This window comes from Sphingobacterium lumbrici (genome assembly GCF_006476045.1).
Taxonomy (GTDB): domain Bacteria; phylum Bacteroidota; class Bacteroidia; order Sphingobacteriales; family Sphingobacteriaceae; genus Sphingobacterium; species Sphingobacterium lumbrici.
In genome coordinates this window covers 288,994-307,228 of sequence record NZ_SRZY01000027.1, presented here as the reverse complement: position 1 = coordinate 307,228, position 18,235 = coordinate 288,994, and the positions used below count along the sequence as shown (strand labels likewise).

Genomic DNA, 18,235 nt, shown 5'->3' with positions numbered 1-18,235 from the left:
TTCAAACCTTTTTTTGAGTGGCAGTTCATGCTGGCTTCATTTATAAAGGCCTTTTCTCAATTACAGCACTTTTTTGTGCTCTTATAGTCTGAATTAAATCTTCTAGGTTCCAAGCATTGTCTACATGAAAATCGCCACTCATGGTGCGACGCAAAGAGGAGAGATGCGCCCCGTTATGTAACGCTTTTCCAAAATCATGTGCGATAGAGCGTATATAGGTTCCTTTCGAACACCTAATCTTAAAGAAGATTAACGGAAATTCTATTTTCTCTATCTCAAACTCATGTATGGTTACTTTTCGGGATTTTAGTTCTACTTCCTCTCCTCGTCGTGCTTTTTCGTAGACTCGTTCACCATTAATTTTAATTGCGGAATGAGCCGGAGGAAATTGATCCAGCTCTCCGATAAAAGATTGAGCGGCTTCTTTTATTTGATCTTCCGTGAGGTGTCCGATATCAAATGTTTGATCGATTTTGGTTTCCAGATCATAGGAGGGAGTAGTAGCTCCTAACGTAATTGTACCAGTATATTCTTTATTTTCCGCTTGAAATGAATCAATTTTTTTTGTGAACTTTCCCGTGCAAATAATCAATAATCCTGTTGCTAAAGGGTCTAATGTACCGGCATGTCCCACTTTTAGTTTAAGGGACTTCATGGTATTTCTTAGTTTACCTACTACATCAAAACTGGTCCAAGTCAATGGTTTATCGACCAATAATACCTCTCCCTCTGTAAAAGAGAAAGTAGGTTCGTTTTTTTCTTCTTGAATGTTCTCCATTAAATCATTTGTAAGCTATGTCCGCCAAGCAGCATAACTATAATAACCATTCCCAACACAATTCTATACCATCCAAAAGCCTTGAAACCGTATTTCGTCAAGATATCGATAAACGTTTTGATGGCAACAATAGCAACAATAAACCCTACTACATTCCCCAAAATAAGCAGGTTGATTTCCTGACTACTTATCGTATTACCTTCTTTAAAAAAATTGTAAAGCTTTACAAGCGACGCACCAAGCATCATAGGTATGGCTAAAAAGAAAGAAAACTCGGCTGCCGCTTTACGTGTCAATTTTTGTGTCATACCACCGATAATGGTACTTGCTGATCTCGAAGTGCCTGGTATCAATGCCAAACATTGGTAACAACCAATAATGAATGCTTGCTTGAATGAAATATCATCTGAATTGGCAATCTTTGGTTTGTTAAACCATTTATCCACGAAGAGTAAAATAACCCCACCTACAACCAGCATAACTGCTACCATTAATGGGCTTTCCAATAACGAATCGATCACATCATTGAATACAAAGCCCAAGATAGAAGCAGGAATAGCGGCCACAGCCAATTTATAGTAGAAATCTAATGATTTAAAAAAGCGTTTCCAGTACAATACCAGTACGGAAAGTATAGTGCCTAATTGGATGAATATGGTGAAAAGTTTTACAAAATCTGAAGATTCCAAGCCCATTAGGGCTGTACCTATAATCATGTGTCCAGTAGAGGATACAGGTAAAAATTCTGTTAGTCCTTCAATGATAGCTAAAACAATAGCCTCTAGATAACTCATTCTTCTTAGATATCTTTGTTCTTAGGTTTGTATAAAATTGCAACAAATCCAATTGCGAATCCGATAATAACAACTAAAGGAGCCAAAGTGATTTTTGTAAAGCTATAGATGTCTTCTGTTCCCATCATCAGCAGGAAACCTACCGCAACGATTAGGATACTGCTCACAAATAAAATATAGTTAATCTTTTGAAATACAAATCCGCTGTATTTCTTTTCATTAGTAGGTATCGTGTTTTTTAAAGCCATTTTCAATTTTTATAGTGATTAACGGTACAAGCTATGTGATTTGGCACGTAAGTATTTCGTTACTGCAAAATAAGTGCTTAAGCCCGAAATTAATATTCCTAATATAACGACGATTAAAAAGATCGCGCCAAACTCATACCAATTGCGTAGGAAAATAAGTTCAGGAATCTGTTTTTGCGCAAATTGTAATGTAAAAATCAACAGTAAGATCGAAATCAGTGCTCCGATAAGGCCGTGGATAATTCCATATAGGATATAGGGCTTGCGGATGAAATTTTTCGTAGCACCTATTAACTGCATACTTTTTATTAAGAAACGCTGCGAATATATTGCTAATCGAATAGTATTATTAATCAAAGCAATTGCGATAATCAATAATATAACTGTAAAAGCGAGTACCACGATTCCGATTATTCGGATGTTTTTATTGACCATATCAATTAGGGATTCTTGATACACAACTTCTTTTACGCGGCTGCTTTTCGATATTTTCTCTATGAAGGGCTGGATGCTATCCGTATTTGCATATTGTTCTTTCATGTAGATGTCTACTGAAGGCAATAGGGGGTTGTGTCCAAGATATTCTACAAAGTCTTCACCTAAATCCTCCTTGAGGTTCTTAGCTGCTAGTTCTTTACTCACGTATTCGGTACGTAATACATAAGGGTCCTTTTCAAAATCCTTTTGTAGAGAAAGTACATCGCCTTCGTTTACATTATCGTTTACAATAACATTTAAGACAATATTTTCTTTTACGTATTTGGATAAGTTCTTTGCGTGTACAAGTATAAGTCCCAGTAAACCAGTCATTAATAAAACCAATGCAATACTGATTACAGTGGAAATATATACAGATTTTGTTTTTTTACGTGGTGAGCCTTGTTCTATTACTGACATAAAGCTTTAAAATATATTTGATGCGAAAGTAATTAATAAAGATGATTTTTTGAATATTTAAATGTAATATCTTGAAATCGAAACTTACAATAGACGACAACAGAAAGGTTGATATCTCTTTAAGTTTTAACAACGAATATCCGAATTTATTGTCTAGAATAAAAAACTTTTATACTGTTTTTGTCTTAAAATCGCTAATTTCGCAACTCTTATACAATTCTTACTTAGGAAGATGGACTACAATCACAGATCAATTGAACAGAAGTGGCAGAAATTTTGGGCCGAAAATCAAACATTTAAAACAGCTGAATCGACTGATAAGCCGAAATATTACGTGTTGGATATGTTTCCCTATCCTTCGGGAGCTGGTTTACATGTCGGTCATCCGCTAGGGTATATAGCATCTGATATTTTTTCCAGATATAAGCGATTAAAAGGATTTAATGTATTGCATCCAATGGGCTACGATTCCTTTGGCTTGCCGGCAGAACAGTATGCGATACAAACGGGGCAACATCCGGCCATTACTACGGAAGTGAATATCAATCGTTATCGTGAACAATTGGATAATATTGGTTTTTCTTACGATTGGTCGCGTGAAGTACGGACATCCAATCCCGATTATTATCGGTGGACACAATGGATTTTTATGCAATTGTTTAATTCCTGGTATAATAAGGATGCAGACAAAGCGGAATCTATAGATACATTAATTGATAAGTTTAATAGTTTTGGTTCTCAAGGTATTAATGCAGAGTCAGATGAAGATGTCTCAGTTTTTTTTGCTGCGGACTGGAAAGCATTTTCAGAAGAAGAGCAACAGAGAGAACTGCTGAAATATCGCTTGGCCTACTTACGCGAAAGTACGGTAAACTGGTGTGCTGCGCTAGGGACAGTATTGGCGAATGATGAGGTTATAAACGGTGTTTCCGAGCGGGGTGGATATCCTGTCGAGCAAAAGAAAATGATGCAATGGTCTATGCGTATTACGGCATACGCAGATCGTTTGTTGAGTGGTCTGGATAGTGTGGATTGGCCTGAACCGTTGGTAGAGATGCAACGTAATTGGATTGGCAAATCTATAGGAGCATCTGTGATTTTCCCCCTTACCCCCAAAGGAGGGATTGAAGTGTTCACGACACGGGTAGATACGCTCTTTGGTGTTTCTTTTGTTGTTTTGGCACCAGAACATGAGTTGGTCGAAGCGTTAACTACAGATGAACAACGTGCGGCTGTGGAATCTTATATCGAAAAAACGGCAAAAAAATCGGAACTCGACCGGATGGCAGATACAAAAACTGTATCAGGGGTATTTACAGGTTCCTATGCGAAACATCCGATTACCGGTGACGACGTTCAAATCTGGATAGCGGATTATGTTTTGGCTGGATATGGAACAGGTGCTGTGATGGCCGTTCCCTCGGGAGATCAACGTGATTATGTTTTTGCTAAACATTTCAATTTGCCGATTATTCCAATATCTGATTCGCAAAATATTGAAGAACAAGCCGATCCAAATAAGGATGGCAAATATATCAATTCTGATTTCATCAATGGGATGACCTATAAAGAGGCCGTTCCGGCATTAGTTGCGAAACTAGAGGAGCTGAAATTGGGAAAGGCAAAAGTCAATTTTCGGATGCGCGATGCAATCTTCGGCCGTCAGCGTTATTGGGGAGAACCTGTTCCGGTTTACTTTAAGAGTGGAATACCTTATCTGATCAAGGAAGAAGAGTTGCCTTTATTGTTGCCGGAAGTAGATAAATATTTACCTACAGAAACAGGGGAACCGCCTTTGGGACGTGCCGAAGGATGGAAATATCAGGATCAATATGAATACGAGTTGAGTACAATGCCGGGTTGGGCAGGCTCTTCATGGTATTGGTTCCGCTATATGGATTCTCAAAATCAAGATATATTCGCTTCCAAAGAGGCCGTTGATTATTGGAAGGCTGTTGATTTATATATCGGTGGTTCTGAGCATGCTACGGGGCATTTGTTGTACTCGCGCTTTTGGAACAAGGTTTTGAAAGATTTAGGTTTTCATCAAGAAGAGGAACCCTTCAAAAAGTTAATTAACCAAGGTATGATCCAAGGTCGTTCGAATTTTGTATACCGCGTTTTGGACGACGAAGGAAAAGGAACAAATCAATTTGTTTCATTGGGATTGAAAGACCAATACAATTGCATTCCGTTGCATGTAGATGTAAATATTGTTTACAATGATGTGTTGGATACCGAAAAATTCAAAACATTCCGTCCTGATTTCGCGGATGCAGAATTTATTCTGGAGAACGGCAAATATATCTGTGGAACCGAGGTGGAGAAGATGTCTAAATCTAAATTCAACGTCGTTAATCCAGATGATATTATCGAGACATACGGTGCGGATACATTACGTTTGTACGAAATGTTCTTAGGTCCTTTAGAGCAGGCAAAGCCCTGGAATACAAATGGTATTGAAGGCGTATATAAATTCTTGCGTAAAGTATGGCGGTTGTTTCATGATGCAGAAGGTAATTTCAATGTTTCAGAAGAAGAACCTACGAAGGCCGAATATAAGGCATTACACAAGATTATTAAAAAAGTGGAAGATGATATCGAACGATTCTCTTTCAATACTTCTGTCTCAGCCTTCATGATCTGCGTAAATGAACTTACGGAGCTAAGATGCAATAAACGTCAGATCTTGCAAGATTTGATTATCGTGTTAGAACCTTATGCACCACATATAACGGAAGAACTCTGGACATTGCTAGGTAACGAAGCAGGAGCGATTTCTTATGCTACCTATCCTATATTCAATCCCGAATATTTAGTGGAATCTGAGTTTGCATATCCTGTGTCGATAAATGGTAAAATGAAAATGAACCTACCCTTGGCGTTGGATTTAGATGCTAAAGCTGTTGAAGAGATCGTTATCGGTAACACTGATGTTCAACGTTATTTGGATGGCAAAGCTGTGAAAAAGCTAATTTTCGTGAAGGGTAAGATTATTAATATTGTCGTGTAATACGAACCCACCCATAAATAAGCAAAAGACCGGATTTTATAATTCGGTCTTTTGCTTTATACTCCAATCCGTTTAGATGTTTCACTTATATCTACGGTCTCTTTCTCAGAAAATTTAAAACCATTTAGATATGCTTTTTGAAACTAAAGCATTTTTTGTATTTTAAGCTCCTGTAGTAGCTTAAAATAGTCATTTCCATCCAAGTCAAATATCTTGTCCAAAGCCTTAACTAAATTTAACAATAGCAATATTAAACTGTTTCGTTCGAATTGTATCTATAAATAGAACAAGCGTATTAAAATATTATTTACAATTTAATTAAGATGACTATGAAAAAGATATTCACATTAGTGGTATTGTTTACAGGATTGAGTGTTGTATCCTTTGCACAGGATAAATCAGATAACAAGCGTCCAGATCGTAAATCACCCAAGAAAGAGTATATGGTGAATAAATCACCTGAAGATATCGCAAAGATCCGCACAGCGCGTTTGGATAAGGAATTAAAATTTACGGATAAGCAGCGTGAGGAGGTATATGCGTATAACCTCGATAAAGCAAAAAAACTAAAACAACGTTCGGAAATACGAAAAAAAGAACATGCAGCGATACAAAACGAAATGAAAGTTGATCGTGATAGATTTAAGAATTTATTGACAGAAGATCAACAAAAAATAATGAAAGAACGCATAGTGAAACGTGACGGTGATCGTGTACACAAACGTGGGCAACATTTTAAGAGTCGTAAAGATGGGAGCCCTATGCGCAAAAAGATTGAAAAATCTTCAGGTTTCAAAGGAGAAAGTTCTAATAGTTAGTGGTTATATGTTTTAGATGAAAGCCCTGAAGGTTTAATTCAGGGCTTTTTCTATTTTAGAATTTTTTCGTTTACTATTTCCAGAATGAGTGGATAGGTATTTTCTTTCACTTGAGTTAGATCTTTTTTTGATAACCATTCCGCCCGATCAATGTCTTCTTCAAGTTGAGGGATTAATTTGGGAATTTTATTGACCCCCATTTCATACCAATTGGTCTGTTTTAAAACCAGCTTGCCGCGTATTAGATAGGTATGGTATGTTGTAACCTTTTTTTTTCCAAGATAGTGAATTTTAATCCCACACTCTTCCTCCACTTCACGTACGGCCGCATCACGCATTTTTTCATTATCTTCTACCTTTCCTTTAGGTAAATCCCATTTTCCGAGACGGTGAATGAACAGGTAATGACCGTCACCATTTTTTACAATACCACCCGCAGCCTTAATGATTCTGAGCTTGCTAGAGACCATTTTAAAAACTTTTTCCACTTCTGGATGTATATACAAATAAGTGACACTACTGTTCTTTGTACTGTTGTTGAAAAGTTTTTCCAAGTCAATCTCTTGTAATCCAATAGTTTGGATGTCGTTCTTAATTTTAGGTGTAAAATCTGCTAAAATAAGCAGGCTTTGGTTCATATAAATTTTATAAATTTGCGCCATGAATAATTTTAATGAGGTTGAACAAAAAGTTGCTGAATCCTTATTGCAAATTAAAGCAATAAAATTGCAACCTAAAAGTCCTTTTACATGGGCTTCGGGTTGGCAGTCTCCAATTTACTGTGATAACCGCATCACACTATCGCATCCCGCCATTCGTACTTACATCCGCCAAAAGCTATCTCAGCGTATTCAGGAAGAATTTGGAAGCGTAGAAATGATTTCTGGAGTAGCTACCGCTGGTATACCGCAAGGAGTATTAGTTGCTCAGGATTTAGGTCTGCCGTTTACCTATGTACGTAGTAGCGCCAAAGGTCATGGACGCCAAAACCTAATAGAAGGAGAGGTGGTAAGCGGACAACGTGTAGTGGTGATAGAGGATTTGGTATCTACGGGTAAAAGTTCTCTGATCGCTGTGAAGGCACTGCGTGAAGCAGGTTGCAATGTCGTTGGCCTGATTTCTATCTTTACCTATGGGTTTGATGAGGCTACTGAAAATTTTGCAGAAGCAAAATGTCCTTTATTCAGCCTTTGTACTTATGATTCATTAATCAAAGTAGCTGTAGATAAAAGCTATGTGCTGGAAAGTGATGTGGAGATGTTAGAGCAGTGGCGTAAGGATCCGGCGAATTGGGAGCCAAGCGTATAACATAAAAGAATCATGACAGTCATTCAAAATCATATTGTAATTAACAAAACTGTTTCTGAAGTGTATTCTTTTTTAGCAGATTTGAATAATCATGAGCAATTGATGCCAGATAATATATATGACTGGACTTCGACTGCGGATGAAGCGCGATTTACAATCAAAAATATGGCTAAGTTGTCGCTTAAGATCAACCAGCGTGTCGAAAATAAAGAAATCATCTGTGTGCCTTTAGAAGAAGCGCCTTTTGAAGTTAAATTATCTTGGCAAGTAGAAGAAATCTCTCCATTGGAAACCAAAGCTACCTTTGTGATTGAAGCGCAATTGAATATGATGATGAAGATGATGGCTTCCGGCCCCTTACAGAAATTAGTCGATCATCAAATAAGACGAGTTAAAGAGGTGTTGGGATAAAATATTTATAAAACAACAAAAAAGCAATCCACATGTGGATTGCTTTTTTTGTTGGTCTTTTTTACTAAAAAGAGTAGGAAATATGTGTTAAAAATTTATTTCCGGATTCAATTCTTCTTTTTCCCAGATCTTGTTGTAACGGAAGTTGGTAATTAATTCCCAGAGATAGTTGCTTGAAATTCGTTTCTAGTCCCAGGATACTGTTCACGAGACTTCCACCAGTTTCTGTGAGGCGATAACCCAACGTGTGATCTTTTTGTTGGTGTTCATAGGCTACACCAATATTTGGTGCTAACCTTTTATCTATCCCCAAATTGATTTTATAATAAGCTGATACGTTAGCCGATATTTTGTCTCCGTATCGGTAATCATCCGCATTTTCGGTGTTTAGTTTGTAACTGAAATTGGTATTGATACCGATATCATGTATGCGTATATCATACATGATATTGGCCAACACATCAGTGCTACCGGTTCCTAGTTGGAAGATGTTAGGTGAATTAAGATTATTGTTGACTTCTTGAACGCTGTAATTTCCGGTGGGTAATTTTAATCCCAATCCACCCCACAAGGAGTGGACAATCAATTTATTGTCACTTTGACCGGTTTTGTTCAGAATGTTGAAATAACCATTTAGTACTACATCTCCTAAGCCATCTTTACGACGCAATGTCTCGGATGCGTTGTTGTATTTCTCGATCAGGTTATAAGGCACGATCGCCATTATACGCCAGCGCGATCCAAAATTCCATGCGCCCCAAAGCTCTACGTTCTGATACTGCTCATCAGAGGTAAGGGTGGTCCGGTTACCATTGACATCGAGTTGGGTGGTTAACTTGTTGAATTGATACCGTAGACCTACAAAACGTTTGTTAAAATCCGGAAGAATACCAATGTAATAGCTGCCAGCACCACACCCACAAATATCACAGGCGTTTGCATAGGTGAGGAATGAGCTTAATACGATAAGAATCAATTTTTTTTTCATGTTTGAATTATTTTTATACGATCTAATCACCTAAGAAACTATCCTGTTCCCATCATTAGATTGTTAGATAGTCTCATGGTTGTTCAGAAAATAGCGTGTTTCTAATAAATTTTTCATCATTAAGTGTATTCAGAAACGCAGTTAGATCGCTGATTTCTATATTGGATAAAGTGATACCGTCACGCAGGAGCGGATCTAGGTTGTCGGTCTGTTTGATTTCCCTTCGATAATGATTAATGACTGCTTCCAAAGTGATAAAACTACCATCGTGCATATAGGGAGATGTATATGCAAGATTGCGTAGTGAAGGAACTTTAAATTTTAGTTTATCAGATTCTAATCCGGTTATCTCATACCTTCCCTGATCCTGTGTGGGATTGATACCCAGTCCATTGTCTCTATACGAATAGTCGGTAAATAGGGGTTCTTGATGACATGTACTACATTTTTGTTGATAGAGAGTATATCCTCGTTGCTCTGCTGCACTAAAATTTGTCTCCTTACGAATTACTTGGTCGTACTTGCTGTTGTCGGATATTAGTAAGAGCATAAACTGTGAGAGTGCCTGAAGTGTGTTTACAGAATTTATTTCTGACGAACCGAATGCTTTTTGAAATAAAGTGGGGTAATCTTTAGAATTTCTTAACTTCTCTAGGACTGTAACAAATTGTTCATCCATTTCTGCTTCATTTTCAATAGGTGCTATTGGAGCAAGATCCAGATGAAATACGCCACCGTCCCAAAAAAAGCCCTTCGACCAGGCAAGATTCATCAACGGCATGCTGTTACGTACACCCAATCGATCATCTATGCCATGGCTCACATCGTGACCGTGATGTGTAAAGGCATGCTGACTAATGTGGCAGCTTCCACAAGATATTGTATTGTTTCGGGATAGGATAGGATCGTAGAATAATTTTCTGCCTAATTCGAAACCTTCTTTACTGATCGGATTGCTCGCCAGGTTGTATACCGGAGCAGGGAAATGCTCCGGTTGTACAAATTCAAATAGCAATGTATCTAGTTTATCATCTGTTTTTTGACAAGCTATCACTACACCGATTATACCAATAAAAAACAAAATTTGAAGTTTACTCATTACTTATCTTTTGATAATTGTGCGTATGATCATGGGTAAACATCTGTGCGTAGTTTTCTGCTATCAATTGATGTGGACCACTGGTCATCACCGTTGGATAAGTAGCTATGCTAATCTTATTTTTACCGTCAAATATTTTTCCCAGATCTACCATAAGATGAATGCTAGAACTTAGGTTTTCCTGTACGATAGCAGTTCCGGCTTTAGATAGATCGAGGACAACAGTTTTATTGTTGTTAACTGTTTTCGTGTCGTATCCGCCAAAGAGACCAATATGGTATCTAAACTTCTGATCCGCTGTTGTAGCGGAAGTAGACGAACCCTCCAGTTTGAAGAAAATATATCCACTGTTCCAACTCCAATACATGTCGTTACCAGCTACGTCCAATACTCCTGTTCGCTCTGAAACGGGCAGTGTATTGGTTATGCTATCTACTCCTAAATTGAATTGTAACGTAGTGTATTGGCCTTCCGGTACTAATACGGATGGCGTAAGGGATTCGGAGTTAGCTGCATTGATGAGAAAAAAAGATTCGGATTTGGGAACAGTATAAGATTGACCGTTATGATTGGTTAATATGATATTGCTGACATAATATTTTGCGGTACTTAGTGTAAACTGCTCTTCGCTGTCGTTGGTGTAAGTCGTTTCATTGAGGACTAATTTTTTGTTGCCTACAATCTGATCGAACTTAATTTTCAATTGTCCGTTTTTGGTAACATCGGGAGTAGGCTCATCCTTTGTACAAGAAAATGATATACACGCAGATAGCATGCATAGTAATAAATGTTGAAATTTCATGTGTATATAGTTTTGCATTTAATTCCTGAGCTCGTAAGGCTCAGGGGGGTATTCGTTTAGTAATTGTTTCTTTATGACGTTCTTTTAAAGGTACTAGTTCTGTTCCTTGTCTTTTTTACAGACGCTCATGAGTTTGCCTGAGTTTAGTTTATGCTAATGTATTGTCTTTGTCCTAACAGGAGATGAACATTTCATCTGTATCTATTTACGGTGCAAGGCAGTTGCATAGTCTATCATATAGGTTTGATGATTTAACTAATCCGCATTTGCATAGAATCTCTCTGTAGATATATCATATACAGAAAATGTTCATCAATACATGAACAAATAAGCTATTGTATACCATAGCTTCTCGATAAAATAAGATGAAAGGGTAATTATCCTAATACGGGAGGTCGGAATACCGAAGCATTATAGTCTTTGGGACGAAGATCGGTCGTATAGATGGAATAGATAATATCAGAGCAGAGGGGTTGACACAGAGATGTGAAATCGAAATCGAAAGTGGCTATAGCGTTGGATTCGTTAAAATTCACTTTAAAATTGGATTGTTCTTTTTCCTGCTGTGCCTTAATTTTTTTCATCAGGAAACACTGCCCGTGACAGGTATTATTGACTATGCTGCGTTGTACACATAGGTACTTTTCGATATAGTTCTGATTGTAATAAAAAGATGTACATATCAATAGTGTCATGTTACTTTGTAATAACATGATCGGTATTAATAGATATAACAGACATCTTTTCATGATCGCTACGAAATTAATGCATTGATTTTATAAAAAAGAAAAAATATGAAATATTTATCTGGTATAAAAAAGCGGATTATAGACTTATGAAATTACTTTCTCTTGATGAAAGGGTAAAATGTTAATTGTATTTTTGTTTGTTCGCATTTAGCTATATCTTTAGGGCATGGAATTGAAATTAAAAAGACCATTGGCATTCTTCGATTTAGAGACTACTGGGGTCAATGTTTCAGCAGATAAAATCGTTGAAATAGCTATATTAAAGGTGATGACCGATGGCAGTGAGCAGGTATTGACCAGACGGGTGAATCCCGAGATGCCTATTCCGTTAGCTTCCTCAATGTTTCATGGTATTTATGACGAAGATGTAAAAGATCTTCCTACATTTAAAGAATTAGCGGTAGAAGTAGCTGAATTTATTGGCGATTCGGATTTAGCGGGTTATAACTCCAATAAATTTGATGTACCAATGTTGATGGAAGAATTTTTACGTGCACGCGTTGAATTTACATTGGAAGGTAGGTCATTTGTTGACGTACAAAATATATTCCATCAAATGGAGCAGCGTACATTAAAGGCAGCGTACAAATTCTATTGTGGTAAGAGTTTGGAAAATGCGCATCAGGCAGAAGCGGATGTGAGAGCCACTTATGAAGTACTACAAGCACAGTTGGTCAAATACGAAGGTGTCGAATTTGAAGACAAGCATGGTAAGGTGAGTGTACCTGTCGTTAATGATGTGGATGCATTGCATGCCTTTACCAATATGTCTAAGCCTGTTGATTTTGCCGGAAGATTGGTGTACAATGATGATAATCAGGTAATCATTAATTTTGGAAAGCATAAAGGTCGGGTGGTCACAGATGTGTTCGATATAGAGCCAAGTTATTATGCATGGATGCAAAATGGTGATTTTCCATTGTACACTAAAAAAGTTCTTGAACATCTTTGGAATGCACATAGACAGGTAAAACGTGAAGCAAAAGTAGCGCAGCTAGAAGTAGAGAAAGACAACAAGAAAGACGTTAAAAAGAACTTTCAGCATGCGTCAAGCAAGGAAAAGCCTAAACCCATTACCTTGGATATGTTGGATGATCTAAAAAATAAATTTGGTAAATAATAGAGTTAAATAAATAAAGTATATTGTAAATTATAAAATGAATACACAAGAACAAATAGAGCACATACAATGTTTGATTATTGGTTCAGGTCCTGCAGGGTATACTGCTGCAATTTATGCTGCCCGAGCTGATATGAAACCTGTGATTTATACCGGTCTGGTACCGGGAGGGCAATTAACGCAAACAACGGAAGTGGACAATTTTCCTGGATATCCAAACGGTATTACCGGGCCAGTAATGATGGAAGATTTACGTGTTCAAGCCGAGCGGTTCGGTACAAGTGTACGTTTTGGGTATGCAACGAAAGTAGATTTTTCGATGAATGGTGGTGTACACAAGGTGGAGATTGATAATGTTAAAACGGTAACTGCAGACACGGTGATTATTGCAACAGGAGCAACTGCAAAATGGCTGGGATTAGACTCGGAAGAAAAGTACAATGGTTTTGGTGTCTCAGCTTGTGCTGTTTGTGACGGTTTTTTCTTTAAAGGACAGGATGTCGCCATTGTAGGTGCCGGTGATACTGCCGCAGAAGAAGCTACCTACTTAGCTAAGCTGTGTAATAAGGTGCACATGTTAGTACGTCGCGGCGAATTCCGTGCCTCTAAGGCTATGGTACATCGCGTATTGAACACACCGAATATTGAAATTCACTATAATACCGAAACAGAAGAAGTACTTGGTGATGGACAGGTGGTGACTGGATTGCGTGTTAAGAATAATCAAACCCAGGAAGTAAAGGATCTGAATATTACGGGATTCTTTGTGGCTATTGGACATAAACCGAATACCGATCTGTTTAAAGGTATCTTAGATATGGATGAAACGGGATATTTGATTACGAAACCTAACGTTACGGCGACAAATATCCCAGGTGTATTTGCTTGTGGGGATGTGCAAGATCATGTATACCGTCAAGCAATTACCGCTGCCGGAACGGGTTGTATGGCTGCTTTGGAAGCTGAGCGCTATTTGGCAGCAAAAGAGGGTGGCGAATAAATTATTTCACTTCTATCGTAAAAAGGATTAGTTTGTATAAAAACTAATCCTTTTTTTATTACAATTTATAATTTATTAATACCTTATAACTTTAGAATCCTACATTTGTATAAATTAAAATGAGAAGATGTTATGGATGTAATATTAGGCCCTTGGCCGTGGTATGTTGGAGGTGCTTTGGTTGCAATTATCATGTTAATGTTGATTATTTTAGGTAAAAGCTTCGGGGTCTCATCCAATTTCAGAACCCTTTGTTCGACGTTGGGCGCTGGCAATAGTTGCGATTTTTTTAAATTTGACTGGAAGGCACAGCGGTGGAATCTTCTGTTTTTAGTAGGGGCGATAATAGGGGGCTTTATTTCAGTCAACTATCTGTCTGTTAATCAGGTTTCTGATATTAACGAAAATACTGTAGCCCAATTGCATCAGCTGGGTTTTGAAAGCGCGGGAAAAGAATATATACCCTCGGAGATATTTGGTGAACTGAGTTTGAAGAATATACTGATCCTGTCTATTGGTGGTTTGTTGATTGGTTTTGGTACACGTTACGCAGGAGGATGTACTTCCGGACATGCAATATCTGGATTGAGTGATCTGCAGTTGCCTTCCCTGATTGCAGTACTTGGCTTCTTTATTGGAGGTTTATTCATGGTTCATGTATTATTTCCTTTAGTATTTTAAAAAAATGAAAAATTTAGTGTATATTTTTTTAGGTATAGTATTTGGCATCGCGATGTATAAAGCCGAAGCTGCTTCTTGGTTTCGGATATATGAAATGTTTAATTTTCAATCCTTTCACATGTACGGTTTTATTGCTACAGCTTTACTGATCGGTGCAATAGGCTTGCAATTACTTAAAAGATACGAGGCGAAGGATATCAAAGGTGAAAAAATTAAGGTAAGACCAAAAGAGAAATCAATAATACGTTATTTGATAGGAGGTGTATTATTTGGTCTGGGGTGGGCTTTAGTAGGTGCATGTCCGGGCCCCATATTCGTACTTTTGGGAGCAGGGGTGTGGCCGATGTTGATTGTGATTGTATTTTCTTTATTAGGTACTTATTTGTACGGGATAATGAAAGATAAACTACCTCACTAATATCCGTAGATGATGATTATCTTAGGGATATTGTTGGCTATAGGGGTAGGTATTACGTTAGGATTAGTGGGGAGTGGTGGAACGATATTGACTGTACCTATTTTTGTCTACATCATGGGAGTAGATCCTGTATTGTCCACTACATATTCCTTATTTGCAATTGGTGTGACTTCTTTTGTAGGTGGGGCGCGTGGTTTTATTAAACGGACAGTTGATGTCAAAAAGGTATTGACATTTGGTATCCCTTCTTTGCTTATGGTCTATATTACACGCATGTTTATCTTACCGTTAGTGCCAGATGTGCTTATTATTGGACCATTTAAGATACATCAGAACAATGCTTTGATGGTGTTATTTGCGTTAGTCATGTTAGGGTCTTCGATAGCGATGATAAAAAAACGTGACGAACGTCTAGAATACGATAATGTGCAGAAGAAAGTTCCTGTTGGTAAAATTATTGCAGAGGGTGGCGCTATCGGGTTGGTAACGGGGTTAGTAGGTGCAGGTGGAGGTTTCTTAATTATTCCGGCCTTGGTTCATTTTTTTCGAATGCCGATTAAAAGAGCCGTAAGTACATCTTTGGTTATTATCGCCGTTAATTCCTTTTTTGGATTACTTGGAGATATAGAGAAATTTCGCGGATTTGACTGGTGGGTATTATTAAGTTATACTGCAGCCGTTATTATAGGAATGTTTGGTGGCTTTTCTATATCAAAAGGGTTGGATGGTTCGAAATTAAAGGTCATCTTTGGATATTTGGTTTTGTTTATCGGTATCTATATACTTATTGTTGAATTTTTTTTACAATAAATTGATCGTAAAGAATACCCCGGTCACTTAGGTGCTAAAATGTTAGGTAGAATAAATGGTTTTGTAATATAAAGGATAAAAAATATGTTTTTTCAGCAGGTATACGATAAGACACTTGCACAGGCAAGTTATTTCATTGGTTGTCAAGCAAAAAATGAGGCAATAGTGATTGATGCTAAGCGTGATATAGATACTTATTTAGCTATTGCTAAACAAAATAATATGCGGATTACGCATATCACAGAGACACATATTCACGCGGATTTTTTGTGTGGATCTCGCGAACTGGCTGAAGTGACGGGAGCCAAAATATACCTCTCCAACGAGGGCGGAGAAGATTGGCAATATGAGTTTGCGCATGAAGGATTGAAGGAAGGGAACAAAATTATTGTTGGAAATCTGTCATTGGAAGTAATACATACACCTGGGCACACACCTGAAAGTATAAGCTTTATCTTACGCGATCATCCGGCTACAGATGATCCGGTAATGGTATTTACAGGTGACTTTGTTTTTGTGGGAGACATTGGGCGGCCAGATCTGTTGGAAGAAGCTGCCGGCATGGTAGGTACCAAAGATATAGGTGCTCGACAGATGTATGAATCTTTAAAAAAATTTCTATTATTACCGGATTATGTACAGGTCTGGCCTGGTCATGGTGCAGGTTCGGCTTGTGGAAAGGCGTTGGGATCGATACCCAGTAGTACCGTAGGATATGAGAAGATTCGAAATTGGGCATTCCAGTTTAATAATGATTTTGAAGGGTTCAAATCATATTTACTGAGTGATCAACCGGAAGCGCCTACTTATTTTGCGATGATGAAAAAACTTAACCGCATAGATCGCGAATTACTGGCCGAGGTACCTAATCATCCTACATTGTCGTTGAAAGATCAAGATGAAAGTTGGACAGTAATAGATACACGTCATAAACGTGATTTTGCAGAAGGGCATTTGAAGGGTGCGATCAATATACAGAACAATAATACACTGCCTAATTGGGCGGGTTGGATGCTGGATTATAACGAAAAGTTGTTGATTGTGGCCGAAGAGGGGAGTCAAGAGGATATTACACGCAAGCTGATGCGTATTGGTATGGATAATATTGTGGGGTTCTTAACTGATGTCGATGATGCAGAATTGGTATCTACGAAAGTGGTAGATGCGGACCAGGTAGAGTTGATGAAAGGCGAAAGTGACGTGACGCTGTTAGATGTACGGCGTAAGTTAGAATATAAGGCAGGTCATATTCCTAACGCCCAACATTATTTCATAGGTCATTTACCCAAAGTTCTACCAGTCGAGTTACGGAATAGAAAGGTCATTGTTCAATGCCAGTCAGGTGATAGATCAACTATCGCAAGTTCGTATTTGGAAAGCCATGGGTTTACACAAGTTTATAACTATTTAGGTAGTTTTGCTGATTGGAAAGCATCGGGTAAGCCAATAGTTTTTGTGTAAAGCAAAATTGCTTTTTGTCTTCCTCCTGTTTTCTATATAAATCTATATAAAAGTGATAGAGAGCAGACGTTGCGTGACGATAAATATAATAATTTTCCATATAAGCAGTTTAAGTGGATAAGATAGGGGCAATCTCAATGCAAACAAATAGAGCCTTCCGAATGGGAAAGCTCTATTTGTTTCAATTATAAGAAGTAGTTTATACTTGTGTTTGGAATATTTTTTTGGATTATCCTTCGCTTACTACAAATTGTATATCAGCCTGAAATTTCACATCTTCACTTACCATTACACCGCCTGTTTCCAATACGGCATTCCATGTTAATCCAAATTCTTCACGGTTTATTTTACCTGTTATGGTATAACCAACCTTTTTGTTTCCCCAAGGGTCTTTTGCAGTACCACCGAATTCAACTTGGAATGTTACCGGTTTCGTAACATTTCTAATCGTAAGATTACCCGTTAAGTTAAATTCATCATCAGCCACTTTCTTAATATCAGTAGATTTGAATGTGATCGTTTTAAAAGTTTCAACATCGAAAAAATCGGCACTTTTCAAATGCTGATCGCGTTGTTCATTTTTAGTATTGATAGAATCTGTTTGAATGTTTACCTCAATTCCGGCATTCACGACATCTTCGGAAGCACTGTCTACCGTAATATCAAAATCATGAAATTGTCCTTTAACACTTGATATCATCATGTGTCTTACCTTAAATTCAATTTCACTGTGAGCTTTGTCTAAATTCCAAGTTGTCATGGTCGTAAATTTTATTTTTGTGATTTTTTATTTAACTATCTTAAGTAGCTTACCTTGCTAAAGGTAGAATCAAAGATCAA

The 18,235-nt window shown here is 37.7% G+C and carries 20 protein-coding genes; 10 read left to right on the top strand and 10 right to left on the bottom strand.

Annotated elements, in window-relative coordinates; translation table 11 throughout:
* Nucleotides 1–40: 40 nt before the first annotated feature.
* From truB to E4F24_RS09080, 4 genes are read right to left on the bottom strand one after another with little or no spacing between them, the layout of a single operon-like run.
* Nucleotides 41–778 carry a tRNA pseudouridine(55) synthase TruB gene (truB, locus tag E4F24_RS09095; RefSeq protein ID WP_140938380.1) on the bottom strand — a complete coding sequence of 246 codons (738 nt, stop codon included), beginning with the start codon at nt 776–778 and terminating at the stop codon, nt 41–43.
* On the bottom strand, nt 778–1,572 hold the full coding sequence (locus E4F24_RS09090; protein WP_140938379.1) for an undecaprenyl-diphosphate phosphatase: 795 nt from the start codon (nt 1,570–1,572) through the stop codon (nt 778–780). The genes truB and E4F24_RS09090 overlap by 1 nt, the downstream gene beginning before the upstream one ends.
* Before the next feature lie 5 nt (nt 1,573–1,577).
* A complete protein-coding gene (locus E4F24_RS09085; protein WP_140938378.1) occupies nt 1,578–1,820 on the bottom strand; it encodes a DUF3098 domain-containing protein in 243 nt (80 codons plus the stop codon).
* Nucleotides 1,821–1,838: 18 nt separating this feature from the next.
* Nucleotides 1,839–2,717, bottom strand: a complete 879-nt coding sequence (locus E4F24_RS09080; RefSeq protein WP_140938377.1) for a cell division protein FtsX — start codon at nt 2,715–2,717, stop codon at nt 1,839–1,841.
* 232 nt (nt 2,718–2,949) lie between these two features.
* Between E4F24_RS09080 and leuS the strand changes: the two genes are divergently transcribed.
* Both leuS and E4F24_RS09070 read left to right on the top strand, forming a co-directional pair.
* Nucleotides 2,950–5,730, top strand: coding sequence for a leucine--tRNA ligase (leuS, locus tag E4F24_RS09075; RefSeq protein ID WP_140938376.1), 2,781 nt, complete (start codon nt 2,950–2,952; stop codon nt 5,728–5,730).
* A gap of 329 nt (nt 5,731–6,059) precedes the next feature.
* Nucleotides 6,060–6,548, top strand: coding sequence for a hypothetical protein (locus tag E4F24_RS09070; RefSeq protein ID WP_140938375.1), 489 nt, complete (start codon nt 6,060–6,062; stop codon nt 6,546–6,548).
* A 50-nt stretch (nt 6,549–6,598) separates the two neighbouring features.
* On the opposite strand, the gene E4F24_RS09065 is transcribed toward E4F24_RS09070, so the two are convergent.
* Nucleotides 6,599–7,210, bottom strand: a complete 612-nt coding sequence (locus E4F24_RS09065) for an NUDIX hydrolase (RefSeq protein WP_140938374.1) — start codon at nt 7,208–7,210, stop codon at nt 6,599–6,601.
* Between E4F24_RS09065 and pyrE the strand changes: the two genes are divergently transcribed.
* The gene (gene pyrE / locus E4F24_RS09060; protein WP_140938373.1) at nt 7,209–7,856 is read left to right on the top strand and encodes an orotate phosphoribosyltransferase; all 648 of its coding nucleotides are present in this window, start codon (nt 7,209–7,211) and stop codon (nt 7,854–7,856) included. The two genes, E4F24_RS09065 and pyrE, sit on opposite strands and share 2 nt — an antisense overlap.
* Before the next feature lie 12 nt (nt 7,857–7,868).
* Nucleotides 7,869–8,267 (top strand): SRPBCC family protein, encoded by a 399-nt coding sequence (locus tag E4F24_RS09055; RefSeq protein WP_140938372.1) that lies wholly within the window; start codon nt 7,869–7,871, stop codon nt 8,265–8,267.
* 64 nt (nt 8,268–8,331) lie between these two features.
* On the opposite strand, the gene E4F24_RS09050 is transcribed toward E4F24_RS09055, so the two are convergent.
* The 4 genes from E4F24_RS09050 to E4F24_RS09035 all read right to left on the bottom strand — a co-directional run bounded on the left by E4F24_RS09050 (nt 8,332) and on the right by E4F24_RS09035 (nt 11,869).
* Nucleotides 8,332–9,255 carry a transporter family protein gene (locus E4F24_RS09050; protein WP_140938371.1) on the bottom strand — a complete coding sequence of 308 codons (924 nt, stop codon included), beginning with the start codon at nt 9,253–9,255 and terminating at the stop codon, nt 8,332–8,334.
* A gap of 73 nt (nt 9,256–9,328) precedes the next feature.
* Nucleotides 9,329–10,354: a cytochrome-c peroxidase gene (locus E4F24_RS09045; RefSeq protein WP_140938370.1), complete on the bottom strand. Its 1,026-nt coding sequence runs from the start codon at nt 10,352–10,354 to the stop codon at nt 9,329–9,331.
* Nucleotides 10,347–11,156, bottom strand: coding sequence for an MbnP family protein (locus E4F24_RS09040; RefSeq protein WP_140938369.1), 810 nt, complete (start codon nt 11,154–11,156; stop codon nt 10,347–10,349). The genes E4F24_RS09045 and E4F24_RS09040 overlap by 8 nt, the downstream gene beginning before the upstream one ends.
* A 377-nt stretch (nt 11,157–11,533) precedes the next feature.
* On the bottom strand, nt 11,534–11,869 hold the full coding sequence (locus E4F24_RS09035; RefSeq protein WP_181182418.1) for a hypothetical protein: 336 nt from the start codon (nt 11,867–11,869) through the stop codon (nt 11,534–11,536).
* 202 nt (nt 11,870–12,071) lie between these two features.
* Here E4F24_RS09035 and E4F24_RS09030 point away from each other — a divergent pair, with 202 nt between their 5' ends.
* From E4F24_RS09030 to E4F24_RS09005, 6 genes are all read left to right on the top strand, one after another.
* Complete coding sequence (locus E4F24_RS09030) at nt 12,072–13,025, top strand: 3'-5' exonuclease (RefSeq protein ID WP_140938367.1); 954 nt, start codon at nt 12,072–12,074, stop codon at nt 13,023–13,025.
* 37 nt (nt 13,026–13,062) lie between these two features.
* A complete protein-coding gene (gene trxB, locus E4F24_RS09025; RefSeq protein WP_140938366.1) occupies nt 13,063–14,025 on the top strand; it encodes a thioredoxin-disulfide reductase in 963 nt (320 codons plus the stop codon).
* A 132-nt stretch (nt 14,026–14,157) separates the two neighbouring features.
* Nucleotides 14,158–14,706, top strand: coding sequence for a YeeE/YedE family protein (locus E4F24_RS09020; RefSeq protein WP_140938365.1), 549 nt, complete (start codon nt 14,158–14,160; stop codon nt 14,704–14,706).
* Between the two features lie 4 nt (nt 14,707–14,710).
* Complete coding sequence (locus E4F24_RS09015; protein ID WP_140938364.1) at nt 14,711–15,124, top strand: DUF6691 family protein; 414 nt, start codon at nt 14,711–14,713, stop codon at nt 15,122–15,124.
* A 9-nt stretch (nt 15,125–15,133) separates the two neighbouring features.
* Nucleotides 15,134–15,934 (top strand): sulfite exporter TauE/SafE family protein, encoded by an 801-nt coding sequence (locus tag E4F24_RS09010; RefSeq protein ID WP_216629152.1) that lies wholly within the window; start codon nt 15,134–15,136, stop codon nt 15,932–15,934.
* A gap of 84 nt (nt 15,935–16,018) precedes the next feature.
* Nucleotides 16,019–17,395, top strand: coding sequence for an MBL fold metallo-hydrolase (locus E4F24_RS09005; protein ID WP_140938363.1), 1,377 nt, complete (start codon nt 16,019–16,021; stop codon nt 17,393–17,395).
* 229 nt (nt 17,396–17,624) lie between these two features.
* Here E4F24_RS09005 and E4F24_RS09000 read toward each other — a convergent pair whose 3' ends face one another.
* Entirely contained in the window at nt 17,625–18,155 is a 531-nt protein-coding gene (locus tag E4F24_RS09000; protein WP_140938362.1) for a YceI family protein, read from the bottom strand.
* Between the last annotated feature and the right edge of the window lie 80 nt (nt 18,156–18,235).